The sequence below is a fragment of the Streptomyces sp. NPDC048002 genome, assembly GCF_040653275.1.
Lineage (GTDB): Bacteria > Actinomycetota > Actinomycetes > Streptomycetales > Streptomycetaceae > Streptomyces.
On record NZ_JBEZNL010000011.1, the window covers coordinates 1 to 24,908 of the forward strand.

A 24,908-nucleotide genomic window follows, 5' to 3' on the forward strand; every position below is an offset into this window, starting at 1 on the left:
CCCGCGCGCGCCCCGCGCGCCGGCCGCCCGGGGCCCGCGGACCGGCGCGGGATCACTCGCCCGCACGCGCCCCGCACCGATCGGGAGGTTTGCACATCCGGCGCGCGAAACCGCCCCCTTCACGCGGTTCCCGGCACTCACCCCGCGCTGTTTGCCTTGTGTACAGACAGCGCCGGCTGTCCACCTCGCGCCACCGGGTCACCGCCCGGACCGACCGCACCGCTCACCCCTGAACCCCCCTCCAGGGAGGGACTGTGTCCGCACCGGAAAGCGCCGCCGATCCCGACGTCGACGCCCCCGAGACCCCCACACCCCCGCACACCAGCCTCAGTACCCGCGCGGCCCGACAGCTCGCCACGACCACCAAGTCCGAACCCCAGATGCAGGCCATCACCTCGCGCTGGCTGCTGAAGACGCTGCCCTGGGTCGACGTCCGGGGCGGCGCCTACCGGGTCAACCGGCGGCTCCAGCTGAGCGTCGGGCGCGGCCGGGTGCAGTTCGACCAGAACGGCGCGGACGACGTCCGGGTCATCCCGCAGACGCTGACCGAGCTGCCGGTGCTGCGCGGCTACACCGACACCGAGGTGCTCCGCGAGATCGCCTCCCGGTTCCGGGTCCGCGAGGTGCGGGCCGGCCAGGTCCTCTTCGAGGCGGGGCAGCCGGTCACCGAGGCGTATCTCGTCGTGCACGGCCGCTTCACCCGCTTCACCGCCGGCAAGTACGGCGAGGAGGAGGTCATCGGGGTCGTCACCGACGGCGAGGGCATGGGCGACGAGGCGGTCGGCCGGGCCGACCCGCTCTGGCTCAGCTCGGTCCGCGCCGAGACGGCCGGGGTGGTGCTGGTGCTGCCCTGGGACTCGCTGATGGACTACGTGGACCGCGCCCCCTCGCTCGCGGCCCAGCTGGCCGCCTTCGCCGAGCGGCAGAGCAAACCGATGAACCGCAAGGGCGAGGCCGAGGTCCCGGTCCAGGCCGGCCATGTCGGCGAGCCCACCCTGAACGGCGGCTTCGTCGACTACGAACTCGCCCCGCGCGAGTACGAACTGTCCCTCACCCAGACCGTGCTGCGAGTGCACACCCGGGTCGCCGACCTCTACAACGACCCGATGGACCAGACCGAGCAGCAGCTCAGGCTGACCATCGAGGAGATCCGCGAACGCCAGGAGTGGGAGCTGGTCAACAACCGTGAGTTCGGACTGCTCCACAACACCGCCTACGACCAGCGGATCAGCACCTTCGGCGGACCACCGACCCCGGACGACCTCGACGAGCTGCTCTCCATGCGCCGCAAGACCCGGCTCTTCCTGGCCCACCCGAAGGCCATCGCCGCCTTCTTCCGCCAGTGCAACCGGCGCGGTCTGGTGCCGGGCACGGCGAGCATCGACGGGCACGAGGTGCCCGCGTGGCGGGGCGTGCCGATGCTGCCGTGCGGCAAGATCCCGATCGGCCCGCAGCACAGCACCAGCATCATCGCGCTGCGCACCGGCGAGGCCGACCAGGGCGTGGTGGGCCTGTACCAGACCGGCATCCCCGAGGAGTACCAGCCAGGGCTGAACGTGCGGTTCATGGGCATCGACGAGGCCGCGATCCTGCGCTATCTCGTCACGGCCTACTACTCCGTCGCGATCCTCGTGCCGGACGCCGCCGGAATCCTGGAGAACGTACAGATCGGCCGGACGGCCGACTGACCGGGCGGAGTACCCGTATGAGCACGTCCACGTTCCGGGCGCCCGGCGCCCCCCATCTCGCCCGCTCGATGCGGGCCCGGCGCTCCGGGGCCGTGCCCGGCCTGCTGTACCGGCCCGCGGTGCCCCCCGACCCGGAGAAGGTCGAGGAGGTGGATCTGCGGCTGGAGGCGTGGGCCCGCGCGCTCGACCTGTTCCCCGCCGCGTGGTCGGGCGACTTCGCCGGCTTCCAGTTCGGCCGGGCGGTGGCGCTCCAGCATCCGGGCGCCGCCGACCTGGACCGGCTCACCGCCGCCGGCAAGCTGCTGCTCGCCGAGAACGTCGTCGACAGTTGCTACTGCGAGGTCTCCGAGGGCCGGGGTGCCTCGGCACGCGGTCTGGGCGGGCGGCTGGTCGTCGCCCAGTCGGCGCTCGACCCCTACCACGGCGACCCCGCCACGGAGGAGCGCTGGCGCCGGGGCGTCCAGGCGGACGGGCCGCTGCGCTCGTACCACTGGGCGCTGAAGGACTACGCGGCCTTCGCGACGCCGAGCCAGACCGACCGGTTCGTGCACGACGCCGCACGGCTGCACCTGGGGTACCTCGGGGAGGCGGCCTGGGCGGAGACCGGCCACATGCCGCGGGTCTGGGAGTACCTGACGATGCGGCAGTTCAACAACTTCCGGCCCTGTCTGTCGCTGGTCGACGCCGTCGACGGCTACGAGCTGCCCGCGGCGCTGTACGTCCGGCCCGAGATCCAGCGGGTGACGGCGCTGGCCTGCAACGCCACCACCATCGTCAACGACCTGTACTCCTTCACCAAGGAGCTGGCGAGCGACCCCACCCATCCGAACCTGCCCGTGGTCGTCGCCGCCGAGGAGCGGTGCGGGCTCAAGGCCGCCTATCTGGAGTCGGTGGAGATCCACAACCGCATCATGACGGCCTTCGAGGAGGAGGCGGCGGCCGTCTCCGCGCTGTCACCGCTCGTCGAGCGCTACACCGGCGGCCTCGCGGCCTGGGTCGCCGGCAACCACGAGTGGCACGCCACCAACACCCACCGCTACCACCTGCCCGACTACTGGTAACCCCCACCCTGACGGATCGTCAGAGACACCAGGAGGAATCCGCGTTGAGCTCCACCGAAGTCGGCACCACGACCGTTCCGGTGCCGTCCCAGTCCTCGTACCAGAACCGCGTGGCGGACTACTGGAACGCCGAGGAGAACCCGGTCAACCTCGAACTCGGAAAGATCGACGACCTCTACCACCACCACTACGGGGTCGGCGCCGCCGACTTCTCGGTGCTGGACGAACCCGACCCGGAGCTGCGCCAGGAGCGGATCACCGCCGAGCTGCACCGGCTGGAGCACGCCCAGGCCGAACTGCTCGCCGAGCGGCTGGGGCCGCTCACCCCCGCCGACCGGGTCTTCGACGCCGGCTGCGGACGCGGCGGCGGCAGTGTGGTGGCCCATCTGCGCCACGGCTGCGGGGCCGACGGGGTCACGCTCTCCGCGAAGCAGGCCGAGTTCGCCAACGAGCAGGCCCGCAAGCGGGGCATCGACGACCGGGTGCGCTACCACTGCCGGAACATGCTCGACACCGGTTTCCCGACCGGCGGGTACGCGGCCTCGTGGAACAACGAGTCGACCATGTACGTCGAGCTGGACCTGCTCTTCGCCGAGCACGCCCGGCTGCTGCGCCGCGGCGGACGCTATGTGGTGATCACCGGGTGCTACAACGACACCTACGGACGCGCCTCCCGTGAGGTGTCCCTGATCAACGCGCACTACATCTGCGACATCCATCCCCGCTCGGCCTACTTCCGGGCGATGGCGCGCAACCGGCTGGTGCCGGTCCATGTGGAGGACCTGACCGCGGCGACCATCCCCTACTGGGAGCTGCGCCAACAGGCCGAGCATCTCGTCACCGGCATTGAGGAAACGTTCCTCACCGCCTACCGCAACGGCAGTTTCCAGTACCTGCTGATCGCCGCCGACCGGGTGTGAGTCCGGCGCCCGGCGCCCGCCACGCGGATGCCGGGCGCTGCCGCGTTCACTCGCCCGCGTAGGCCTTCTCCAGGGCCGCGATGTCGAGCTTGCCCATGGAGAGCATCGCCTGGGTCGCGCGGGCGGCCTTCGCCGGGTCCGGGTCGGTCGTCATGGCCTCCAGGGTGTCCGGGACCACCTGCCAGGACACGCCGTACCTGTCCTTCAGCCAGCCGCACGGACCGGGCTCGCCGCCGCCTTCGGTGAGCCCGGTCCAGTAGTGGTCGATCTCCTCCTGGTTCTCGCAGAAGATCATGAAGGAGACGGCCTCGTTGAACTTGAACTCGGGGCCGCCGTTGAGCGCGAGGAACCGGTGGCCGTTGGCGGTGAACTCCACGGTCAGCACGGTTCCGGCGGGGCGGGGAGCGCCCTCGGGATAGTGGGCGATCTTCCCGATGCCGGAGTTCTTGAAGATCGACACGTAGTAGTGGGCCGCTTCCTCGGCCTCGTCGTCGAACCACAGACACGTGGTGAATCCGTTGGTGGCCATCGGTACCTCCCGGGGTGTGGAACGCGGTCATCCATGCAGACCGTTCCCGGCGGCGGAACTCATCGGCTCTGCCCGTGGCGAATCTGCCCCGGGCAGAGAAATCCCCGGTGACCCGGTGCCGCGGGCAACAGTGGGTGGACGGCATCCGCACCACGAGGAGGAGGTCCCATGAACGCGTTCACCGCGCTCGCGCCACGGGCGGAGGAGGGCGACACCGCGCCCAACCGCTTCGACGACCAGTTGGCCGCCCAGTTGCTCGGCCAGCGGATCGTGCTGCTGGGCACCCAGGTCGACGAGGTGTCCGCGAACCGGGTCTGCGCCCAGCTGCTGATCCTGTCCGCCGAGGACCCGCGCACCGACATCAGCCTGTACATCAACAGTCCGGGCGGCTCGGTCCACGCAGGCCTCGCCGTCTACGACACCATGCGGCTGATCCCGAACGACGTCTCGACGCTGGCCATGGGCTTCGCGGCCAGCATGGGCCAGTTCCTGCTGAGCGTGGGCGCCCCGGGCAAGCGGTTCGCCCTGCCCAACGCGCGGATCATGATGCACCAGCCCTCGGCCGGCATCGGGGGCACCACCGCGGACATCGAGATCCAGGCGGAGAACCTGGAGCACACCAAGCGGACCATCGAGCGGATCACCGCCGAGCACACCGGACAGAGCCCGGAGACGATCTCCCGGGACGGCGACCGGGACCGCTGGTTCACGGCCGAGGAGGCCAGGGAGTACGGCATGGTCGACCGGGTGGTGGAGTCGTTCGCCGACGTCCGCCCGGCGGCCTCCAAGCGACGGATGGGGCTGTAGCCATGGGGAGTTACACGATTCCGAACGTCATCGAGCGGACCCCGCAGGGCGAGCGCTCCTTCGACGTCTTCAGCCGGCTGCTCAACGAGCGGATCATCTTCATCGGCACCGAGATCGACGACGGGGTGGCCAATGTCGTCATCGCACAACTCCTCCATCTGGAGTCGGCGGCACCCGAGAACGAGATCGCCATCTACCTCAACTCCCCCGGCGGATCGTTCACTTCACTGATGGCGATCTACGACACCATGACCTACGTCCAGGCGCCCGTCTCGACCTTCTGCGTCGGACAGGCGGCCTCCACCGCGGCGGTGCTGCTGGCCGGCGGGGACCCCGGGCGGCGGTTCGTGCTGGAGCACGCCCGGGTGCTGCTCGGGCAGCCCGCCAGCGGCGGCCGGCAGGGCACGGTCTCCGACCTGGCGCTCCAGGCCAAGGAGATGGTCCGGATCCGCGGGCAGGTCGAGGAGGTACTGGCCCGGCACACCCGCCACGACCCCGCGACCCTCCGCGCCGACATGGACCGCGACAAGGTGTTCACGGCCGAGGAGGCCGTGGCGTACGGGCTCGCCGACCAGGTGGTGTCCCGGCGCCTCGCCCAGCTGTGAGACGCCGGGAGCGGCAGCTCAGGCGGCCAGGCAGAGCCCGTCGTAGGAGGATCCGGCGGCGCCGCGGGCCCGGACCGCCGAGCCGTGCCGGGAGGTGAGCCGGATCAGCTCGCCCTGGGCGCGGGAGAGCAGGTCGCCGAGGCCGAGGCCGAGGGCGTGCGCGGCGGCCGCGAGGACCTCCGAGGAGGCTTCCTTGCGGCCCCGCTCCACCTCGGAGAGGTAGGGCATGGAGATACGGGCGGCCTCCGCCACGTCCTTCAGGGTGCGCTCCTGGGCGAGGCGCTCGCGGCGCAGGACATCGCCGACGAGGTCACGCCACAGGGGCTCTCGGGGCGCGGGTGCGGCGGCCCCGGGGCGCACGGACTGCGGACGCACGGACTGCGGACGCACGGGCTCCGGACGCACGGGCTCCGGGCTAGCTGATCGCGGGTGCGCGAGCTCCGGACGTGCGGGTCCCTGGCGCACAGGGGCCTGGCGCGCGAGGTCCTGGCGTACGGGGTCGTGGCGCGTGGGCGGGCGCAGCGGGATGACACGGGCTTGGTTCGGCGCTTGGTTGCTCACCTTCCCAGCCTAGGAGCCGGGTCCGTCCTGGGAAGGCTGAGGCGTTCTGCCCTCGGAAGAATCGCCGGGCGCGAACAGGGGGTTGACGGGCGGGATGCCGGTCAGCGGCCGTCGAGCCACAGCACGGCGCGGACCCGCTTGCCCACCGGGACGCGCTCGACGGCGACCTCGGTCGCCAGGGCGTGCACGATCTCCATACCGTGCCGCCCGATCCGTTCGGGGTCCCTGGGGAAACGGCGGGGCAGCGTGGCGCTGCTGTCGTAGACGGACACCGTCAGCCGTGCGTCGGTGCCCTCCAGGTCGAGGATGTAGGGGCCGTTGCTGTGCCGGTCGGCGTTGGTGACCAGCTCGCTGACGACCAGGAGGACCTCTTCGCGGGTCCGCTCGTCGATCGCCGCGCACCACTCGGTGCGCAGCCGGACGACGAAGTCCGCGGCGAAGGCCCGGGCCTCCGCGATGCACCCCGGCTCACCGGTGTAGTGGGCCGCCCGCCTCAGCGGTTCCACGGGCACGTCGAAATCGGTAGGAATCACTGCCCCGTCGTGTTCGATCATGCGTTTCTCTCTCGGATCCCGGCCCGGCCGGACGCTGCTGCATCAAGGCTCGTACCCCGTCACGCGCCCGGCAGTCCCCGTGCCGGGCGCCGGGTGCGTCACACCCCGGGCGAGTCGGCGGGAGACGGCGGGCTGCCGCTGGAGGGCAGCGACTCGGTGACGGTCGTCCCGGAGTCGGGGGGCGCGTCGGCACTGGAGGTGTCGGGGCTCTCCGGCTCCGACGCGGGGTCGGAGGGCGGTTCGGAGGGGGATTCCGAGGTCGGGGGCGTGGTCGGCCCGGAAGGCTCCGTGGAGGTCGGCGGGCAGTCGGTCGCGCCCGCGGTGGGGGTGCCCGGGCAGGCGGTCGTGGTGCCGGTGGACGGGGACTCGGACGGGGTGCTCGGCGAGGTGGAGGGCCGGTGGCTGGGCGGGGCGGTCTTCTTGTCCTTGTCACCGGTGTCGCCGGACTCCCGGCGGAACCATCCGTCGTGCTCGTCGTCGTAGATCACGAAGACGTCGATCACGGTCGTGGCGGGCGCGACGACCACGACGTCCGAGGGGTTGTACGAGGGCCAGGCGTCGCCCGTGGTCCGGGGGGTGGACTGCTGGGCGACCGGCGGCGTCAGCGGGTTGCCGCAGGCGCAGCGCACCCGGGGCACCCCGCGGTCGTCGACCAGGACGGCGGTGCCGGTCTGGAGGACGGCCTGGTAGGGCTTGGCCCTGCCGTCCTCGTACCCGTGGTTGGTGACCCGGGTGTCCAGGCGGAGCTGCACCGGGGTCAGGTCGCGCAGGTACGCGGGGACGCCCGCGGGTTCCACGTCGGCGACGGACGCGAACGCCTCGTTCTCCTCCGGTTCCGCGCCGAGCGCCTTGATCTGCTTCTCCACGTCGCAGCTGGCCACGTCGCGGGTGCCGCCGTACAGGCCGGGGGCGCCGCCGTCGACGCCGCGGACGGTGTTGCCGGTGGCCGAGGGCGTGGCCGGGGAGGGGGTGACCGGCGGGGCGGAGCTGTCGGTCGCGGTGGACTCGGTGAAGGGGTCGGGGCCGCTCTCGCCGGCCGCCTGGAGGAAGACCTCGCCGCCCGAGCCGCTCCCGCCGCCGTCGCCCCGGCTGAAGACCACGGCCAGCACCACGGCGGCGACGACCACCGTGGTCAGCACCGCGATCCGGGGTGCCGAACGCCACCAGGAGCGGTGCGGTTCAGGCTCCGGCTCCGCTCCCCCGCCGCTGCTCCCCGTCGGTGGCGGGGGTGGCTGCGAAGGGGGTTGCGAGGGCGGCCCGGAAGGCGGCTGCGAGGGTCCGGACAGCGGACCCGAGGGGGGTCCTGTCGGTCGGCCCGAGGACGGAGGTTCGACGCTCACGAGCCCTTCTTCCCGATGCGGTACCAGGACGGCAGATCACACCATGTGCCGCATTCTCCACATCATCACCATTGTGTGCGCCGGGTCGGCGGGGTCCGCAAGCCGACGCCGGACGGCCCCTCCCGGCAGGCGCGCCCCGCGGCTCCTGCTTAGCGTGGGCAGGGTGAGCGCACGCACCCCCTCCGACCGGGCGGTGGCCCGACACGGCTGGCCGCAGGCCGTGCTCGTGGTGCTGGCCGGACTGCTGGCCATGGGGGTGGTCGCCGCCCTGGGTCTGTGGGCGGCGGGCGCCACCGGTCTGCCCGACAACGCCTTCCCCCGGGTCGTGGCCGCGACCGTGGTCACCGCTGTCGGCGGCACCGTCGAGATGTCGGGGGACGCGGGCGGCCTGGCCGAGTCCGCGGCCGGCCTCACCGTGATGCCGCTGTCCGTCACGCTCGTCGGTGCGCTGGTGGTCGCGGCGGGCTTTCTGCGGCCGCTGCGGCACCGGGCCGTGGCCGGGGCGCGCGAGCTGCTGGGCTGGGCCGCGCGGATCGCGGTGCTGTGGCTGGCGGCACTCCTGGGGGTAGCGTTCGCCGCCCGGCAGGATTTCACGGTCTCCCTCGGCGACGACACCCTGAGCGACCTGGGCGACCTGTTCGGTATCTCGCCCAAGGTGGGGTTCCGCACCGATGTGCCGCTGACCCTGTTCTTCGGGCTGCTGTGGCTCGCGGGTGTGCTGGTGCTGGCGCTGCTGGTGTCCCGGGGCGCTCCCCTGCCGGCCCGGCTGCTGCGCTTCCAGGAGTCGGTGCGTCCCGCGGCGTACGCGATGGTCGGGCTGCTGCTGGCCTGTGTCGCCGTCGGCCTGGTCATCGGCGTCGTCGTGGCCGCCACCCGGGGGCATGCCCGGGAGACCCTGGCGGTGATGCTGCTCGGCCTGCCGAACCTGGTGTGGCTCGCGTTCACCGTCGGACTCGGGGCGAGCTGGGAGGGCCGGGTGGACGGCCCCTTCGACCTGCCGATGCCGCACGTCCTGGACCAGGTGCTGCGCGGTTCGGACACCGCGACCCTCAATCTGAACTCGCTCGCCGAGTACGACGGGCGGGTGTGGTGGCTGGTGGCCGTGGACGCGGTACTGGTCCTGGCCGCGGGGTTCGTGACGGCGGCCCGCTCACCGCGCCGGATGCGCGCCTGGCAGCACGCGGTGCACGTGGCGGTGGCGCTGGCGCTCACGGTGCTGATGATCTGCCTGGTGGGCCGGCTCTCCGCGCACGCCGGACTGTCGGTGCTGGGCATCGGCGACCTCGGGGGCGACCTGGGCGGGGAGCTGCTGCTGGAGCCGCAGCTCTGGGGCGCGCTGGGCTTCGCCCTGCTGTGGGGCCTGGTCGGCGGCTTCCTCGGCGGCCTGCCGGCCCGGCCGGTACGACGCCCCTGAGCCCAGGGACGGGGCGCAGGTGTCAGTTCGGGCCGAAGAACGGCTGGGCCCAGTGGGGTGGGGGTTTCGCGGGCTGGGACGGGGCGTTCATGGCGTTCAGGTCCACCTGCGTCGGTGGGTGGGTCCGGGCCGGGTCGCCCCGGAGGGCGGCGCGCATGGCGGCCACGAAGGCGAGGCAGGAGTCGTAGCGGTCGTCGGGGCTCTTGGCCAGGGCCGTGCCGAACACCGCGTCGACCGGGGCCGGCAGATCGGGACGCAGTGAGGTCAGCTGCGGTGGTTCGTCGTACTGGTGGGCCCAGAGCAGCGCCATGTCGTCGTCCCGACGGAAGGGCGGCTGCCCGGTCAGGCACTCGTGCACGACGCAGGCGAACCCGTACACGTCGCAGCGGGCGTCGACGGGCTTGCCGGAGATCTGTTCCGGCGACACGTAGTCGAGGGTGCCGACGAACTGGCCGACCGTGGTGAACCCCGTCAGGGACAGTGACTTCTTCGTCAGCCCGAAGTCGGTCAGATAGGCGTGCTCGGGGTGGTCGCTGTCCGTGCCCCGGGCGACGAGGATGTTGCCGGGCTTCACATCGCGGTGGACGAGGCCGTGCTCGTGGGCCGCGTCCAGCGCGGAGGCCACCTGGGCGGCGATCCGGACGGCGGTGGCCGCAGTCAGCGGACCCTGCCGGTCCAGGAGGTGGCGCAGGTCGCTGCCGGCGACGAACCGCATGGCGATGTACAGGACGCCGTCCGTCTCGCCCGCCTCGAAGACCGGCACGATGTGCGGGTGGTCGATCGAGGCCGCGGCCCGGGATTCGTGGGTGAAGCGGCGGCGGAAGGTGTCGTTGCGGGCGAGTTCGGGGGCGAGCAGCTTGAGCGCGACCGTGCGGTCCAGTCGCAGGTCGCGGGCGCGGTAGACGACGGCCATGCCGCCACGTCCGATCTCCGCCTCGATGCGGTAGCCGGCCACCTGCCGGCCGATCAGCTCGGAGGGCCGGCCCGAGAACAGGCTCGCCTCACGGGCCATCCGGGCTCACCACCTGGGTGGCGGTGTGGTCGCGGTCGGGCGGGGCCGAGCGGGGCGCCTCGTCCGTGGCGAAGGTGCTCAGGCTCATGCCGTCGGCGTAGACCCAGCGCCCGTGGTCGGTGTCGTACAGCCAGACGTGCTCGCCCTCGACGACCACACCGATGCGCAGGCCGCGGGTGCGGTCCCGGAAGGACTCGCCGTCGAGGCCGCCCGAGGCGAGGTCCTCCACGGCCGCCCGGTAGCGGGCCAGTGCCTGCTCGGTGCGGGTGAGGTGGGGGCGCGGGTCGGCGGTGCGGGCCAGGGCGGCGTCGGGGGTGGGCGGGTCCTGGGGGACGGCGACCAGGTGGCGGCCGTCGACCCAGGCCGACCAGCCGTTGGCGCACAGGACGTGGCCCCAGTCGCCGCGACGTTCGAGGAGCTGGACCGGCAGCAGCGGGTCCAGGGGCAGGGTGGGCCGGGCGGGGTCGGGCGCCACCCAGGCGGGCATCCCGTGGGCGGGGACGACATGGGTGGGACGGAAGCCGGGAGTCGTCATCGTCATGTGGCGCCTACTTCCGCATCACGACGGGTTCCTGGCGGCGCAGCAGCCGGGACACCAGCCAGCCGAACAGTACGGACAGCACGATCAGCATGCCGATGTTGAGCAGCCACACGCCCGCCGAGTGCTGGAACAACGGGTCGCCGGTCAGCTCGCCCGGCACGGTCCGCGCCAGGTCGACGGTGCCCGCCATCGCGCCGAGCGCCCACCGCGAGGGCACGAACCAGGCGAGCTGCTCCAGGCCGGGCACGCCGTCGAGTTTGAGCAGGGCGCCGCAGAACACCACCTGGACGATGGCGAGCAGCACCAGCAGCGGCATCGTCACCTCCTCCTTGCGCACCAGCGCGGAGACCAGCAGGCCGAGCATCATCGCGGTGAACGCCAGCAGGGCGACGGCGACGGTGATCTCCACCAGGGGTGGCATCAGCACGCCCTCGCCGCCGGGGGCGTTGAGGTCGACGCCGAGCAGCCCGACGAGGGTCAGCACGACGGCCTGGAAGACGGTGACGGTGCCGAGGACGACCACCTTCGACATCAGGTACGCCGATCTGGACAGGCCGACGGCCCGCTCGCGCCGGTAGATCACGCGTTCCTTGACCAGTTCGCGCACGGCGTTGGCCGCGCCGGTGAGGACCGCGCCGACGCACAGGATCAGCAGCGCGTTCATCGCGGTGTCCCGGGTCAGCTCGCCGCCGGCCAGGGCGCGGGCCATGGCGCCCATCACGAACGGCAGGGCGATCATGATGATGAGGAAGGTGCGGTCGGCACTGAGGGCGGCGGTGTAGCGGCGGATCAGGGTGCCGAGCTGGGCGGCGCGGCTGCGCGGCCGGCGCGGTGGGGTGATGACCACCGGTCCGGTGCGGTCGAGCGTCGGCTGCGCGGTGGCGTCGACGACGTAGCGGCGGTGCGCCGGAGAGGTGGTGTAGTCGCCGGCCCAGTCGCGGTCCCGGTCGCGCTCGAAGGCCTCGAACGCCTCCGGCCACTCGGTGAAGCCGAAGTAGGCGAGGGCGTCCTCGGGCGGCCCGTAGTAGGCGATCCGGCCGCCGGGCGCGAGGACCAGGAGGCGGTCGCAGACGTCGAGGCTGAGGACGCTGTGGGTGACGACGATGACGGTGCGGCCGTCGTCCGCGAGCCCTCGGAGCATGTGCATGACCGAGCGGTCCATGCCGGGGTCCAGTCCCGAGGTGGGTTCGTCGAGGAAGAGCAGGGAGGGCTTGGTGAGCAGTTCCAGGGCGACGCTGACGCGCTTGCGCTGGCCGCCGGAGAGGCTGTGCACGGGTTGTCCGGCGCGCTGTTCGAGACCGAGTTCGCGGATGACCTCGTCGACCCTGGCCTGCCGTTCGGCCTTCGCGGTGTCCTGCGGGAAGCGCAGTTCGGCGGCGTAGGACAGGGCGGCGCGGACGGTGAGCTGGGCGTGCAGGATGTCGTCCTGCGGGACCAGGCCGATGCGCTGGCGCAGTTCGGCGTAGTCGCGGTAGAGGTCGCGGCCGTCGTAGACGACGGTGCCGTGGTCGGCGGGACGCTGGCCGGTGAGCGCGTTGAGGAGGGTGGACTTTCCGGCGCCGCTGGGTCCGACGACCGCGAGCAGGCACTTCTCCCCCACCGGGAAGGAGACGTCGTCGAGAAGGGTCTTGCGGCCGTGGTCGACGGCGACGGTGAGGTCCTGCACCTCCAGGGAGACCTCGCCGGTGTCGACGTACTCCTGGAGCTCGTCGCCGACCAGGCAGAACGCCGAGTGGCCGATGCCGATGACGTCGCCGGCGCGCACCGGGGCGGAGGTGACCGGGCCGCCGTTGAGGAAGGTGCCGTTGTGGCTGCCGAGGTCGGCGATCTCGTGGCCGCCGTCGGGCAGGGCGCGCAGCTCGGCGTGGTGGCGGGAGACCACGAGGTCGTCGAGGACGAGGTCGTTGTCGGGCGCGCGGCCGATCCGCACGGTCCGGGCGGGCACCGGGCGCACGCTGGTCGGCCGGCGGAAGGTGCCGGTGAGCGCCGGCATCGAGACGGCCGAGGGGCGTTCGGGGCCGGGCCGGGGCGGGGCCCGGTCGAGGAGGACGGCACGGGGGCCGTCGGCCGGGTTGCCGAAGCGGATCACGGTGCCGGGTCCGACGTCCCGGGCGTGGACGCGCCGGCCGTCGGCGTAGGTGCCGTTGGTGCTGCCCTCGTCCTGGAGCGTCCAGTGGTCGCTCGCGGGGTGCAGGACGGCGTGGTGCCAGGAGACCCGGGCGTCGTCGATGACGACGTCGCTGAGGGGGTCGCGGCCCACGTGGTAGTCCCGGCCGGGGGTCATCACCGTGGAGCCCGACTCGGTCTCCAGCACGAGTACGGGCGCTGTCGGTGCCAGAGGCCGCTCCGTCATGCCTGAATTCTACCGATTCACCCGATTGCGCGCCCGACGCGCCCGCTCAGCCGACGGGGACGAAGAGGGCGGCGCTGGTGCGCTGCATACGCAGGGCGTCGATGGACTCCGCCATCAGTTCGTACTCGGTGGTCTCGTCGCTGATGGCGATCCGGATCAGCCGGCCGGCGGCCAACTGTTCGGCCGCCAGCTCCTGTTGACCGCCGTCACCGCACCAGGTGCGCAGCGCTGCGGGCACGTCGGGCACGGTCTCGGCGACGGGGACGAGGGCGCTGGGCGGGAAGTGCTCGGCCTCCGGGTGCGGATCCAGTCGTTCGGCGATCCAGGAGGCCCGGTCCCGCAGCCACCACAGGGCGAGCGCCAGCGTGGGCGCCCGGTAGGTACCGAGCGGGACTCCGATGCGCCGGCCGCCGCAGGTGCCGTACGCCGTGACATGGCACAGGAATTCGTCGTGCACGTCTCACTCCCCCGTGGTGCTTTCGCCTCTCGGCAGGGCCTCGCTTTCCGTGCGGCTCAGTGCTGTTGACTCAGTGCTGTGCGTGAGGGGAACCTCGCTCCGCGTGAAGTACCCACTGCTGTTGAGTATGTTCACTGCTGAATCACTGTCACCATGACTTTCCGGCCAGTCTCCTGGCATATTCACCGAGATCGTTGGCCGAAAGCGCATGTGTCCGCGCTTGTGTCCGCGCATGTGTCCGCGCGCGTGACCCTGCACGCGAAGGTGCCCGGGACGGCCGCGCCGTCCCGGGCACCCAGGGTCCGAGTTCCGCTCAGCCCTTGGCGGCCGCGTCGATCCGGGCCAGTTCCTCGGCGTCGAAGTCGAGGTTGCCGACCGCCGCCACGCTGTCCTCCAGCTGCCCCGGGCTGCTCGCGCCGACCAGGGCCGAGGTCACCCGGCCGCCGCGCAGCACCCAGGCCAGCGCCATCTGGGCGAGGGTCTGGCCGCGCGACTCGGCGATGCCGTTGAGCGTGCGCAGGCGGTCCACCAGGTCCTCGGTGACCGCGTCGGAGTTCAGGAAGGGGCTGTCGCTCGCGGCCCGGGAGCCCTCGGGGATGCCGTTCAGATAGCGGCCCGTCAGCAGGCCCTGCTCCAGCGGCGAGTAGGCGATGGACCCGACCCGGAGCTCGTCCAGCGCGTCCAGCAGGCCCTCGTCCTCCGGGCGCCGGTCGAGGAGGGAGTAGCGCGGCTGGTGGATCAGCAGCGGGGTGCCCAGCTCACCGAGGATGCGGGCCGCTTCCCGGGTCTGCTCGGCGGAGTAGTTCGAGACGCCGACGTAGAGCGCCTTGCCCTGCTGGACGGCCGAGTGCAGCGCGCCCATCGTCTCCTCCAGCGGAGTCTCCGGGTCCGGGCGGTGCGAGTAGAAGACGTCGACGTACTCCAGGCCCATCCGCGACAGGCTCTGGTCGAGGGAGGACAGCAGGTACTTGCGGGAGCCCCACTCGCCGTACGGGCCGGGCCACATCAGGTATCCGGCCTTGGTGGAGATGACGAGTTCGTCGCGGTGCGCGGCGAAGTCCGCCCGGAGGGCGTCGCCCAGCGCGGACTCGGCGGATCCGGGCGGCGGGCCGTAGTTGTTGGCCAGGTCGAAGTGGGTGACGCCCAGGTCGAAGGCGCGGCGCAGGATCGCGCGCTGCGTCTCCACGGGGCGGTCCGGGCCGAAGTTGTGCCACAGGCCGAGCGACAGCGCCGGGAGCTTCAGGCCGCTGCGTCCGGTGCGCCGGTAGGGCATGTCCGCGTAGCGGTCGGGGTGCGGGGTGTACAACGCGACTCCAGAGGGGTGGGCACGGCAGAACGGGATTCCCTGAGAACCCGGTGTCCACTCTTTCGTGACCTGTGGGCATCGGTCCAACAGGAGAATCCGATGGAATTCAGCGGATACGCTTCTCAGTCATGGAACTGCGCCATCTCCAGCACTTCGTCGCGGTCGCCGAGGACCAGCATTTCACCCGGGCCGCCGAACGGCTCATGGTCTCCCAGTCGGGCCTGTCGGCGTCGATCCGCTCGCTGGAGCGCGAGCTGCAGACCCCGCTGTTCGTCCGTACGACACGCAGCGTGACGCTCACCCCGGCCGGGCGGGCCCTGCTCGGCGAGGCGGAGCGGATCCTCGCCCAGGTGCGCTCGGCCCACGAGGCCGTCGCCGCGGTCCAGGGCGTGCTGCGCGGGATGCTGGCCGTGGGATCCGAGCAGTGCATCGCGGGCGTCCATGTGGCGGCGCTGCTGGCCACCTTCCGGCGCCGGCATCCGGAAGTGGAGATCTGTCTGCGCCAGGCCGGCTCGGGGGCGCTCGCCGAGGAGGTCGCGGCGGGGCGCCTGGACCTCGCCTTCGCGGTGCGCACGGCCGAGGAGGACCTGGAGCAGCTGCGGGCGGTACCGCTGACCAGTGAACCGATGACCGTGCTGTGCCACCCCAGCCACCCGCTCGCCCGGGCCGGCGCGGCCGTCACCCCGGAGGAACTGGGCGGCGAGGTCTTCGTCGACTTCCACCCGGACTGGGGGCCGCGCCGGACCACGGACGCGGCGTTCGCCGCCGCGGGCGTGCGGCGCACGGTCCCGCTGGAGGTGAACGACGTGCACAGCCTGCTGGACCTGGTCGACGAGAACCTCGGCGTCGCCGTCGTACCGCGCCACTTCCGGCACAAGCGCCCCTCCCTGACCGCGCTACCGGTCAAGGGCACCGGGGAGCGGGTCTACGAGACGGTCGCCCTGCTGCCCTCCCCGCAGGCCACCAGCCCGGCGGCACGGGCGCTGATGGAACTGCTGGAGCGAGAGGGCGCGTGACGGGCGGCTTTGCGCCATGGTGGTGGCATGCATGCCAAGGACATCCTCATCGACGGCCTCAGCCGCATCAGGGAAGAGGTCCACGCCACCGTCGAGGGCCTCGGCCCTGACGCGCTGCACGCCCGGCCGGGCCCGGCCGCCAACTCCATCGCCTGGCTGGTCTGGCATCTCACCCGGGTCCAGGACGACCATGTCGCCGACGCCTTCGGGCTGGACCAGGTGTGGCTCGCCCAGGGCTTCGAGAAGACCTTCGGCCTCGGCCTGCCCCGCCACGACATCGGCTACGGGCACACCTCGGCGCAGGTCGCCGAGGTACGGGTCGACACCGCCGACCTGCTGACCGGGTACTACGACGCCGTCCACGAGCAGACCCTCGGCGCGCTGCGCGGACTGGTGGCCGAGGACCTGGAGCGCGTCGTCGACGAGCGCTGGGACCCGCCGGTCACCCTGGGCGTCCGGCTGGTCAGCGTCCTGTCCGACGATCTTCAGCACGTCGGACAGGCCGCCTACGTCCGCGGGCTGCTTCAGACCGCGTAGCCCGGCAGGACGACGTCCTCGATGAGGGCCTTGCGCTCGTCGAAGGGGATGAAGGCGCTCTTCAGGGCGTTCACCGTGACCGTGCGCAGATCGTCGAGGGTCCAGCCCGCCTCGTCCACCAGGAGGGACATCTCGCGGGTCATCGTCGTACCGGAGACCAGCCGGTTGTCGGTGTTGAGGGTGACGCGGAAGCCGAGGTCCTTCAGGGCGGTGATGGGGTGCTCGGCTATCGAGGTCGCCGCGCCCGTCTGGAGGTTCGAGGTCGGGCACATCTCCAGGGCGATCCGGCGGTCGCGGACCCAGCCCGCGAGGCGGCCGAGCTTGCCGGAGGCCAGGTCGGGGATGTCGTCGGTGATGCGCACGCCGTGGCCGATGCGCTGGGCGCCGCAGATCTGGAGCGCCTGGTGGATGCTGGACAGCCCGTCGGCCTCGCCCGCGTGGATGGTGAAGGGCACGTTCTCGCGGCGCAGGTGCTCGAAGGCTGCGAGGTGGTCGGCGGCGGGGAAGCCCGCCTCGGCGCCGGCGATGTCGAAGCCCACGACACCGGCGTCCCGGAAGGCGACGGCCAGGTCGGCGGCCTCGCGCACCCGGTCGAACATCCGCATGCCGCACAGCAGGGTGCCGACCCGGACCGGGGTGCCCGCCTCGGCCGCCTTGGCCATACCGGCCGCCAGGCCCTCCTGGACGGTCTCGACGACCTCGGCGAGCGCGAGGCCGCCGGCGGTGTTCAGCTCGGGCGCGTACCGCACCTCGGCGTAGACCACGCCGTCCGCCGCGAGGTCCAGCACGTACTCCTCGGCGGTGCGCAGCAGGCCCTCGCGGGTCTGCATCACGGCGAGGGTGTGCTCGAAGGTCGCGATGTAGCGCACCAGGTCGCCGGAGTTGGCGGCCTCGAAGTACCAGGCGGCCAGCTCGTCCGGGTCGGTGGTGGGCAGGGTGTGGCCGACCGTCTCGGCCAGCTCCACGACGGTGGCGGGGCGCAGGCCGCCGTCGAGGTGGTCATGGAGGACGGCCTTGGGGAGGCGGCGGATCACATCGGCGTCTACGCGCGTAGCAGTCATGGTGCGTCTTTCCTCGGGCGAGCGGTTCGAAGCGGCGGAACGGAGGGGCCGGGCGGCCGCCCTCGCGGGCGGCTCGGCCCGTTGCCGGGAGAGGGGGCTCAGCCGGCCGGCTGGAGCAGGTCCCAGCGGTTGCCGTACAGGTCCTGGAAGACGGCCACCGAGCCGTAGGGCTCGTGGCGCGGCTCCTCCAGGAAGGTCACCCCCGCGGCGAGCATCCGGGCGTGGTCGCGGGCGAAGTCGTCGGTGTGCAGGAAGAAGCCGACCCGCCCGCCGGTCTGGTCGCCGACCCGGGCACCCTGGGCCTCGCCCTTGGCGCGGGCGAGCAGCAGCCCGGTGCCCCGCCCGCCGGGCGCCACCACGACCCAGCGGGAGCCGTCCGGACGCGGGGCGTCCTCGACGAGCCGGAACCCGAGGGCCTCGGTGTAGAAGCGGATCGCCTCGTCGTAGTCGTCGACGACGAGGGTGACCAGGGCGATGCTGCTCATCGGAACCTTTCGGGACGTGCGATTAGCGGGAGAGGTTATACGTAAAACCTCTCCCGCGCCAGTCCCCTCCGCACCACGTCGCGCGAGACTCACTCTCCAGCCCTAGGACCACGGCCCGAGGCGCCGGGGCGACGTGATCGCTAGCGTCGGCGGCATGACGACCTCACCCGCGGTCCGCACCCCCGCACAGCGCCGGCTCGATGTCCTGGACCGGCTGGAGACGGAGATCGACATCTGGGTCGCCACCGCCGACTCCGACGGCGTGCCGTGCCTGGTGGCGCTCTGGTTCGTCTGGGACGGCGAGGCTCTGTGGCTGGCGACGCGGCCGGCCAACCCCACCGGCCGCAATCTGCGGACCGGCGGCCGCGCACGGCTCGCCTTCGGCCACACCCGGGACGTCGTGCTCATCGACGGGACGGTGGAGACGTTCACCGCCGAGGAGGTGCCGGCCCCGGCGGCGGAGGCGTTCACGGCGAAGACGGGATGGGATCCGCGCGGGGAGCGGGCGCCGTACGCGTTCTTCCGGGTGCGGCCCGAGGCGGTGCAGGCGTGGCACGAGGCCCGGGAACTGCCGCAGCGGCACCTCATGCGGGACGGGGTCTGGCTGGGACAGTAGCGCCCGCTTGTCCGGACAAGTTCGGGGCTTCGCCCTCCCCGGGCCATGGAATTCCCCCCAGGGTGTTACCTCAGGGTAACTCCTGATGGTTTCATGTGCGGCGCCACTCCAACGCCCTTACCCCACAGGGAGATCCAGTGACGCTTTCCGCACAGCGCCGTGCACAGGGCTCGGCCGTGCTCGCCCTCGCTCTCGCGGTCACCGGGCTGGCCGGCGCGGCACCCGCCGCGTCGGCGGCCGAACCGACGCCCGGGCTGAAGGTGTTGTCGTACAACGTCTTCCTCTTCAGCAAGACCCTGTACCCCAACTGGGGCCAGGACCACCGGGCCGCGGAGATCGCGAAGGCCCCGTTCGTACGGGGCAACGACGTCGTGGTCCTCCAGGAGATGTTCGACAACTCCTCCTCGGACGCGCTGAAGAGCGCCGTCGCGGCCGAGTACCCGCACCAGACGCCCGTGGTCGGCCGCTCCAAGTCCGGCTGGGACGCGACGAGTGGGGCGTACTCCGCGACGACCCCGGAGGACGGCGGCGTCACGATCCTGAGCAAGTGGCCGATCGTGCGCAAGGAGCAGTACGTCTTCAAGGACGCCTGCGGCGCCGACTGGTGGTCCAACAAGGGCTTCGCGTACGTCGTGCTGAACGTCGGCGGCACCAGGGTGCACGTCGTCGGTACCCACGCGCAGTCCACGGACCCCGGGTGCTCGGCCGGGGAGGCGGCGAGCGTGCGCGGCAAGCAGTTCAAGGCCATCGACGCGTTCCTGGACGCCAAGAACATCCCGGCCGGTGAACAGGTGCTGGTGGCGGGCGACTTCAACGTCGACTCGCACACTGCGGAGTACGGCTCCATGCTCGCCGACGGCGGCCTGGTCGGCGCGGACTCCCGTACCGGGCACCCGTACTCCTTCGACACGCGGGACAACTCCATAGCGCGCGACCGGTACCCGGACGACCCGCGCGAGGACCTGGACTACGTCCTGCACCGCGCCGGGCACGCCCGGCCCGCCGTGTGGCGGAACGAGGTCGTGAAGGAGGAGAGCGCGCCCTGGACGGTGTCGAGTTGGGGCACCGACTACACCTACACCAACCTGTCCGACCACTACCCGGTGACCGGCTCGGCGGGCTGACGGGCGGGCCGGGGAGTTGTCGCGCGGGTCAGCGCCGTGCCCACTCCCCGGCCATGCCCAGTTCGCTCTCGATACCGGGACGAAGGTGTTCTTCGCCGATCCGCACCCGCCCTGGCAACGACCGACGAACGAGAACACGAACGGGCTACTGCGTCAGTACGTCCCGAAGGGCACCGACCTCTCCCGGTGGTCGTCCGTGGGCCTCGAAGCCGTCGCACTGGCGATCAACAACCGGCCCCGCAAAGTACTCGGTTGGCGGACACCGGCCGAGGTATTCGAGGAACAACTACGCTTCCTACAACAGCCCGGTGTTGCAACGACCACTTGAACTCACCGAGTGTCCGTCCGGCGCGGTCCGGCGCCAAGAGGACGTCCTAGCACCGCAGGACGTCCCCACACCCCGGCAGGGCGTCCTCACACCCCCGCACCGGCGAAGGGCACCCGGGCCGGTCCTTCGGCGCCCGCCCGGAAGGGGTGGCGCCACAGTCCGCGTGCCGCGAGCCGCGGCAGCACGCCCTCGCCGAACCAGTACGCCTCCTCCAGGTGGGGGTAGCCGGAGAGCACGAACTCGTCGATGCCGAGCCGGTGGTACTCGGCGATCCGCTCGGCGACGTCGTCGTGGCTGCCGACCAGCGCGGTGCCGGCGCCGCCGCGCACCAGGCCGATGCCGGCCCACAGATTGGGCGCGATCTCCAGGTCGTCGCGGCTGCCGCCGTGCAGTTCCAGCATGCGCCGCTGCCCCTCGGACTCGCTGCGCGCCAGTCCCGCCTGGACGGACCTGACCGTCTCCGGGTCGAAGCCGTCCACCAGTCGCCGCGCCTCGGCCCAGGCGTCCTCGGCGGTGTCCCGGGTGATGACGTGCAGCCGGATACCGAAGCGCGGCGTACGGCCCTCGCGCGCGGCCAGTTCGCGGATCCAGGCGACCTTCGCGGCGACCTGTGCGGGCGGCTCGCCCCAGGTCAGGTACACGTCGGCGTGCCGTGCGGCGATCTCCCCCGCGACCGGGGAGGACCCGCCGAAGTACACCTCGGGGACGGGATCGGGGACGCGGGCCAGCTTCGCGCCCTCCACGTGCAGATGCGCCCCGCGCAGGTCGACGCTCTTCCCGTCCCACAACTGCCGTACGACTTCCAGGAATTCGCCGGTGCGGCGGTACCGGTCGTCCTTGTCCAGGAAGTCGCCGAAGGCCCGCTGCTCCTGGCTCTCGCCACCGGTGACGACGTTCAGCAGGAGCCGTCCGCCGGTCTGGCGCTGGAAGGTCGACGCCATCTGTGCCGCGAGGGTGGGCGAGAGCAGGCCGGGGCGGAAGGCGACCAGGAACTTCAGGCGTTCGGTGCGCTGGCTCACCATCGCCGTGGTCAGCCACGCGTCCTCGCACCAGGCGCCGGTGGGGGTGAGCGCGCCGGTGAAACCGAGGTCCTCGGCGGCACGGGCGATCTGGCCGAGGTAGGCGACGGTCGGGGGCCGGTCCCGGCCGGTGGTGGTGGCGGGGCTGCCGTGACCGCCGCCGACGACGTCACGGCTGTCGCCGTTGGTGGGCAGGAACCAGTGGAACGTGGGGCTCACGGGGTCTCCGATCGTGGTGGTGCGGTGGGGCGGGGGCTCAGCCGGCGGCCGGTGGGCGGGGCGAGGGACAGCCGGCGGCGAGCAGGGCAGGACCAGGAGTCAGCCGGCGGCGAGCAGGGTGGGACCAGGGGTCAGCCGGCGGCGGCGAGCAGGGTGGGGCGGCCTCCGAGGGCGAGCGAGAACTGGTCGGTGACCTGGGCGAGGGCTTCGGCGGAGCCCGGGGCGACGGTCAGCGTCCCGTCGTCGGCCACGGTGATGTCCTTGTCGAGCGTGAACCAGCCCGGGGTGATGTGGGCGGGGCCCATGGAGTTCAGGACGGGCCGCAGGGCGTAGTCGATGGCGAGGACATGGGCGGTGGTGCCGCCGGTGGCGAGCGGCAGGACGGTCTTTCCGGCCAGCGCGTACTGCGGGAGCAGGTCGAGCAGCGCCTTCAGCAGCCCGGAGTAGGCGGCCTTGTAGACCGGGGTGCCGATGACGACACCGTCGGCGCGGTCGAAGAGGGCGCCGGCCTCGACGATCGCGGGGTGCCGGAAGTCGGCGCCGAGCAGCGCCTCCGCGGGCAGGGTGCGTACGTCGAGCGGGATCACCTCGTGGCCCTGGGCCCTGAGGCGGGCGTCGAGGTGGCGCAGCAGGCGTGCGGTGCGGGAGGTGGCGGAGGGGCTTCCGGAGACGGAGAGGACGGTGGCCATGAGGGGGGACCTTTCGGGGAGCGGGGTCAGGAGGCGGTCCTGGGCAGACCGAGCGGCTTGATCTCCGCCTTCGTGATGGCCGAGGAAGATCCGCCGATAGCCACGCGTTCGGCGTGGGCGTCCCTGCCGTAGCGGCTGGAGCACTCCCCACCCGGTGCACGGATCAGCGGCTCCGCCTTCGGGTCGGAGACCGATGCCTGAATGACCGTCAGTTCCGGCGCAGAGGTCATCCGTTGAACCGGGCGCTGCGGAGAAGCGCGTGGACGGGGATCTCGGCCCGCGAATGGGTCACCGAGGGAGGGGCGGGCGGGTCAGACGGCCCGCTGCCGCGTCAGGCGCAACACGCGGCGGACCACACCCGACCGAAGTCGATGTGGTCGCGTGAGACCAGGCGCGGCTGAGGGTTCATGCGACCAATTGAGCAGGGCTTTTCACTTTCCGTCAAGCGGCGCCCGGATGACGGACCGACACAGGGAGGCCAGCCACGTGGCGCCCTTGAAAACGTGTTCCCTACTTTTCCTATCGAGTTACTAGGAAAGTATTGACGTGGCTGGTCACCGCCGCACAGGATGGGGAGCATGCCCCACACACAGCAACGACTCGTACGTCGTCGGCACGTCGACTTCGGTCACGTCGTCAGTGCCGCCTGCTGTCGCGCGTAAGGCACGCCCCGCGCGTCGCCACTCCGCTCCTTCCCCGGGGGTCACCCCCGCCACGCTGTCCGAAGGGCGAACGCCATGACCACCCCACTTCCCGCACCGCTGCCCGACGTACGCCATCTGCGCCTGGTGGACGACCTCCCGCGGGACGCCGACACCGGCCCCGGCTCCCTGCCGCTCGTCGGCTATCTCGTGCTCGTGCCCGAGGGCACCGACCCCGCCGAACTGTTCGCCGGGGCCGAGGTGCGTCCCGTCGCGACGCCGGTCGTCCACCGACCGGAGCCGGCCGCCGTGCGCATCGACCCGGACCGTCATGTCGCCTCCGTCGACGGCGTCGAACTCAACCTGACCTACCTGGAGTTCGCGCTGCTCGCGCATCTGGCCCAGCGCCCGTACCACGTGCATTCCCGGGACCGGCTGATGACGGAGATCTGGGGCTACGACCACGTCGGCGACGGCCGCACGGTGGACGTCCACATCGCCCGACTGCGCCGCAAGCTCGGCGAGGAACACCGGGACCGGATCGTGACCGTGCGCAGCGTGGGCTACAAGTTCGTGCCCGGCAGCGCCGCCTCCGACACCGCGCGGTGCGGCCGACCTTGAGGAGAGCCTTCCATGGGCGTCGCCCCTGCCCCGTCCGGAACCGACCGCACCGACCGCACCGACCGCACGCACTGGCTGCGCGTCGCCCATGAGACGGCGGAGGACCTGGCCACGGACGCGGTGGCCAGGGAATTGGCGGGCAAGGCGCCCTTCGACGAGGTGTCCCGGCTGCGCGAGGCCGGGCTGCTGACGCTGCTCGTCCCCGCCGGGCTCGGAGGCGGTGGCGCCGACTGCTCCACGGCCTGCGCGGTAGTCCGTGAGATCGCCGCCGCCGACGCGGCCGTCGGTCAACTCCTCGGCTCCCACTACGTCCTGGGCCTGACCGCCCGCCTCTTCTCCGACCCGGAGTCCGCCGCGCGGACCGAGCGCCGGTCCGCGGCCGAACAGTGGTGCTGGGGCGGTGGTGTCGCCCGCCAGGAACCACGGCTGACGCTGATCGATTCGGGGGACGGATTCCTCCTCAACGGCCGCCAGAGCTACGCCACCGGGGTACTGGTCGCGGACCGGCTCGCCCTGCGGGCGGTACGCGCCGACACCGGGGAACACCTGGCCGTCGTGGCCGACCCGGCCCGCCCGGGGGTGCGGATCGACGCCGACGCGGACCCCTTCGGCGGACGGCTCGCCGCGGGCGGGAGCGTCGAGTTCGACGGCGCCCTTATCGACGCGGAGGACGTACTCGGCTCCCTCTCCGTCGACGACGACGTCCTGTCCCCCTCGTCCTCCCTGGCCGCACCGCTCGGACGGCTGATCTCGGTCCAGCTCCGCCTGGGCACGGCGGAGGGCGTGCTGGCCGAGGCCCGCGAGTACAGCAGGACCGGTCACGCGCCCTGGCATCCGGAGTGGCCGGCCGGTTCGCCCCAGGACCCCCAGACCCTGGCGGCCTACGGAGAGCTGACCGTTCTCACCCGCTCCGCGTCGGCCCTCGCGGCCGAGGCGCTCACCGCGCTGGAGCGCGGCCTGGCCCGCGGCGCCGGTCTGAGTTACGACGAGTGCGCCGAGATCTCGATCCTGGCGGCCGTCGCCGAAGCGGCCGCGGCGAAGGCCGCCCACGAGTCGACGTCCCGCGCCCTGGACATCATCGGCGTCCGCGCCGCCTCCGCCCGCCTGGGGCTGGACCGCTTCTGGCGCAACGCCCGTACCCACAGCCTGTACGAGCCCGTGTCGCACCGACTCCGGGACGTCGGTGACTACTACCTCAACGGGGCGCACCCGCCGTTCACCCTGCCGGTGTGAGGCCCCCGGCCGCCAGGCCGCCACGAGGGTCCGGCCGGCCCGGCCCCTCAACGCCTGTGGCCCGCCTCCCAGTCGGGAGGCGGGCCACAGATCCGAGCGCCGGGCAGGCCTTGCACCTGCATTTCCCCGCAGGAAGCGGGGCGTCTTTCCTTGGACCACCAACGCAGCGCC

General features: G+C 72.2%; 26 protein-coding genes and 1 pseudogene. 13 read left to right on the forward strand and 14 right to left on the reverse strand.

Features of this window, described 5'->3' with window-relative positions; translation table 11 throughout:
• The first annotated feature begins 254 nt into the window (after nucleotides 1–254).
• The 3 genes from AB0E07_RS16355 to AB0E07_RS16365 are packed head-to-tail and all read left to right on the forward strand — an operon-like array spanning nucleotide 255 to nucleotide 3,669.
• Nucleotides 255–1,688: a family 2B encapsulin nanocompartment shell protein gene (locus AB0E07_RS16355; RefSeq protein ID WP_362251413.1), complete on the forward strand. Its 1,434-nt coding sequence runs from the start codon at nucleotides 255–257 to the stop codon at nucleotides 1,686–1,688.
• 17 nt (nucleotides 1,689–1,705) lie between these two features.
• Entirely contained in the window at nucleotides 1,706–2,749 is a 1,044-nt protein-coding gene (locus tag AB0E07_RS16360) for a family 2 encapsulin nanocompartment cargo protein terpene cyclase (protein WP_362251415.1), read from the forward strand.
• Between the two features lie 44 nt (nucleotides 2,750–2,793).
• A complete protein-coding gene (locus AB0E07_RS16365) occupies nucleotides 2,794–3,669 on the forward strand; it encodes a geranyl diphosphate 2-C-methyltransferase (RefSeq protein ID WP_362251418.1) in 876 nt (291 codons plus the stop codon).
• A 46-nt stretch (nucleotides 3,670–3,715) separates the two neighbouring features.
• Here AB0E07_RS16365 and AB0E07_RS16370 read toward each other — a convergent pair whose 3' ends face one another.
• On the reverse strand, nucleotides 3,716–4,198 hold the full coding sequence (locus AB0E07_RS16370) for a VOC family protein (RefSeq protein WP_362251421.1): 483 nt from the start codon (nucleotides 4,196–4,198) through the stop codon (nucleotides 3,716–3,718).
• A 168-nt stretch (nucleotides 4,199–4,366) separates the two neighbouring features.
• Between AB0E07_RS16370 and AB0E07_RS16375 the strand changes: the two genes are divergently transcribed.
• Nucleotides 4,367–5,005, forward strand: a complete 639-nt coding sequence (locus tag AB0E07_RS16375; protein WP_362251424.1) for an ATP-dependent Clp protease proteolytic subunit — start codon at nucleotides 4,367–4,369, stop codon at nucleotides 5,003–5,005.
• A gap of 2 nt (nucleotides 5,006–5,007) precedes the next feature.
• Nucleotides 5,008–5,610, forward strand: coding sequence for an ATP-dependent Clp protease proteolytic subunit (locus tag AB0E07_RS16380; RefSeq protein WP_362251427.1), 603 nt, complete (start codon nucleotides 5,008–5,010; stop codon nucleotides 5,608–5,610).
• An 18-nt stretch (nucleotides 5,611–5,628) separates the two neighbouring features.
• Here the strand turns inward: AB0E07_RS16380 and AB0E07_RS16385 are convergent, their stop codons facing one another.
• From AB0E07_RS16385 to AB0E07_RS16395, 3 genes are all read right to left on the reverse strand, one after another.
• On the reverse strand, nucleotides 5,629–6,000 hold the full coding sequence (locus tag AB0E07_RS16385; RefSeq protein WP_362251918.1) for a helix-turn-helix transcriptional regulator: 372 nt from the start codon (nucleotides 5,998–6,000) through the stop codon (nucleotides 5,629–5,631).
• A 272-nt stretch (nucleotides 6,001–6,272) separates the two neighbouring features.
• Entirely contained in the window at nucleotides 6,273–6,725 is a 453-nt protein-coding gene (locus AB0E07_RS16390) for an ATP-binding protein (protein WP_362251430.1), read from the reverse strand.
• Nucleotides 6,726–6,823: 98 nt separating this feature from the next.
• The gene (locus AB0E07_RS16395; protein WP_362251433.1) at nucleotides 6,824–8,065 is read right to left on the reverse strand and encodes a DUF6777 domain-containing protein; all 1,242 of its coding nucleotides are present in this window, start codon (nucleotides 8,063–8,065) and stop codon (nucleotides 6,824–6,826) included.
• Between the two features lie 163 nt (nucleotides 8,066–8,228).
• Between AB0E07_RS16395 and AB0E07_RS16400 the strand changes: the two genes are divergently transcribed.
• Nucleotides 8,229–9,479 (forward strand): streptophobe family protein, encoded by a 1,251-nt coding sequence (locus AB0E07_RS16400; RefSeq protein ID WP_362251436.1) that lies wholly within the window; start codon nucleotides 8,229–8,231, stop codon nucleotides 9,477–9,479.
• Between the two features lie 22 nt (nucleotides 9,480–9,501).
• Here AB0E07_RS16400 and AB0E07_RS16405 read toward each other — a convergent pair whose 3' ends face one another.
• From AB0E07_RS16405 to mgrA, 5 genes are all read right to left on the reverse strand, one after another.
• Nucleotides 9,502–10,491, reverse strand: coding sequence for a serine/threonine-protein kinase (locus AB0E07_RS16405; RefSeq protein WP_362251439.1), 990 nt, complete (start codon nucleotides 10,489–10,491; stop codon nucleotides 9,502–9,504).
• Nucleotides 10,481–11,026 carry a hypothetical protein gene (locus tag AB0E07_RS16410; RefSeq protein ID WP_362251921.1) on the reverse strand — a complete coding sequence of 182 codons (546 nt, stop codon included), beginning with the start codon at nucleotides 11,024–11,026 and terminating at the stop codon, nucleotides 10,481–10,483. The genes AB0E07_RS16405 and AB0E07_RS16410 overlap by 11 nt, the downstream gene beginning before the upstream one ends.
• Before the next feature lie 13 nt (nucleotides 11,027–11,039).
• Nucleotides 11,040–13,385, reverse strand: a complete 2,346-nt coding sequence (locus tag AB0E07_RS16415) for an FHA domain-containing protein (RefSeq protein WP_362251442.1) — start codon at nucleotides 13,383–13,385, stop codon at nucleotides 11,040–11,042.
• Between the two features lie 46 nt (nucleotides 13,386–13,431).
• Nucleotides 13,432–13,842: a hypothetical protein gene (locus AB0E07_RS16420; protein ID WP_362251445.1), complete on the reverse strand. Its 411-nt coding sequence runs from the start codon at nucleotides 13,840–13,842 to the stop codon at nucleotides 13,432–13,434.
• A gap of 313 nt (nucleotides 13,843–14,155) precedes the next feature.
• Nucleotides 14,156–15,148: an L-glyceraldehyde 3-phosphate reductase gene (mgrA, locus tag AB0E07_RS16425; RefSeq protein WP_362251448.1), complete on the reverse strand. Its 993-nt coding sequence runs from the start codon at nucleotides 15,146–15,148 to the stop codon at nucleotides 14,156–14,158.
• Between the two features lie 128 nt (nucleotides 15,149–15,276).
• On the opposite strand from mgrA, the gene AB0E07_RS16430 reads away from it, so the two are divergent.
• Both AB0E07_RS16430 and AB0E07_RS16435 read left to right on the forward strand, forming a co-directional pair.
• Nucleotides 15,277–16,164, forward strand: a complete 888-nt coding sequence (locus tag AB0E07_RS16430) for a LysR substrate-binding domain-containing protein (protein WP_362251451.1) — start codon at nucleotides 15,277–15,279, stop codon at nucleotides 16,162–16,164.
• 27 nt (nucleotides 16,165–16,191) lie between these two features.
• On the forward strand, nucleotides 16,192–16,701 hold the full coding sequence (locus AB0E07_RS16435; RefSeq protein WP_362251454.1) for a DUF664 domain-containing protein: 510 nt from the start codon (nucleotides 16,192–16,194) through the stop codon (nucleotides 16,699–16,701).
• Here the strand turns inward: AB0E07_RS16435 and AB0E07_RS16440 are convergent.
• Both AB0E07_RS16440 and AB0E07_RS16445 read right to left on the reverse strand, forming a co-directional pair.
• Nucleotides 16,689–17,762, reverse strand: a complete 1,074-nt coding sequence (locus AB0E07_RS16440) for an adenosine deaminase (RefSeq protein ID WP_362251457.1) — start codon at nucleotides 17,760–17,762, stop codon at nucleotides 16,689–16,691. The two genes, AB0E07_RS16435 and AB0E07_RS16440, sit on opposite strands and share 13 nt — an antisense overlap.
• A 98-nt stretch (nucleotides 17,763–17,860) precedes the next feature.
• Nucleotides 17,861–18,247 (reverse strand): VOC family protein, encoded by a 387-nt coding sequence (locus AB0E07_RS16445; protein WP_362251460.1) that lies wholly within the window; start codon nucleotides 18,245–18,247, stop codon nucleotides 17,861–17,863.
• Nucleotides 18,248–18,401: 154 nt separating this feature from the next.
• Between AB0E07_RS16445 and AB0E07_RS16450 the strand changes: the two genes are divergently transcribed.
• From AB0E07_RS16450 to AB0E07_RS16460, 3 genes and pseudogenes are all read left to right on the forward strand, one after another.
• On the forward strand, nucleotides 18,402–18,863 hold the full coding sequence (locus AB0E07_RS16450; RefSeq protein ID WP_362251463.1) for a pyridoxamine 5'-phosphate oxidase family protein: 462 nt from the start codon (nucleotides 18,402–18,404) through the stop codon (nucleotides 18,861–18,863).
• 137 nt (nucleotides 18,864–19,000) lie between these two features.
• Nucleotides 19,001–19,987 carry a sphingomyelin phosphodiesterase gene (gene sph / locus AB0E07_RS16455; RefSeq protein WP_362251466.1) on the forward strand — a complete coding sequence of 329 codons (987 nt, stop codon included), beginning with the start codon at nucleotides 19,001–19,003 and terminating at the stop codon, nucleotides 19,985–19,987.
• A 52-nt stretch (nucleotides 19,988–20,039) separates the two neighbouring features.
• A pseudogene (locus tag AB0E07_RS16460) lies at nucleotides 20,040–20,315 on the forward strand (IS30 family transposase); the annotation flags it as partial.
• Nucleotides 20,316–20,401: 86 nt separating this feature from the next.
• Here AB0E07_RS16460 and AB0E07_RS16465 read toward each other — a convergent pair.
• The 3 genes from AB0E07_RS16465 to AB0E07_RS16475 form a co-directional block, all read right to left on the reverse strand.
• Nucleotides 20,402–21,553: an LLM class flavin-dependent oxidoreductase gene (locus AB0E07_RS16465; protein WP_362251469.1), complete on the reverse strand. Its 1,152-nt coding sequence runs from the start codon at nucleotides 21,551–21,553 to the stop codon at nucleotides 20,402–20,404.
• Between the two features lie 131 nt (nucleotides 21,554–21,684).
• Entirely contained in the window at nucleotides 21,685–22,242 is a 558-nt protein-coding gene (gene ssuE / locus AB0E07_RS16470) for an NADPH-dependent FMN reductase (protein WP_362251472.1), read from the reverse strand.
• Nucleotides 22,243–22,268: 26 nt separating this feature from the next.
• Nucleotides 22,269–22,472 (reverse strand): hypothetical protein, encoded by a 204-nt coding sequence (locus AB0E07_RS16475; RefSeq protein WP_362251476.1) that lies wholly within the window; start codon nucleotides 22,470–22,472, stop codon nucleotides 22,269–22,271.
• A gap of 507 nt (nucleotides 22,473–22,979) precedes the next feature.
• Here AB0E07_RS16475 and AB0E07_RS16480 point away from each other — a divergent pair.
• Both AB0E07_RS16480 and AB0E07_RS16485 read left to right on the forward strand, forming a co-directional pair.
• Nucleotides 22,980–23,504: a winged helix-turn-helix domain-containing protein gene (locus tag AB0E07_RS16480; RefSeq protein ID WP_362251479.1), complete on the forward strand. Its 525-nt coding sequence runs from the start codon at nucleotides 22,980–22,982 to the stop codon at nucleotides 23,502–23,504.
• A gap of 12 nt (nucleotides 23,505–23,516) precedes the next feature.
• Complete coding sequence (locus AB0E07_RS16485) at nucleotides 23,517–24,737, forward strand: acyl-CoA dehydrogenase family protein (protein ID WP_362251481.1); 1,221 nt, start codon at nucleotides 23,517–23,519, stop codon at nucleotides 24,735–24,737.
• Nucleotides 24,738–24,908: the final 171 nt, after the last annotated feature.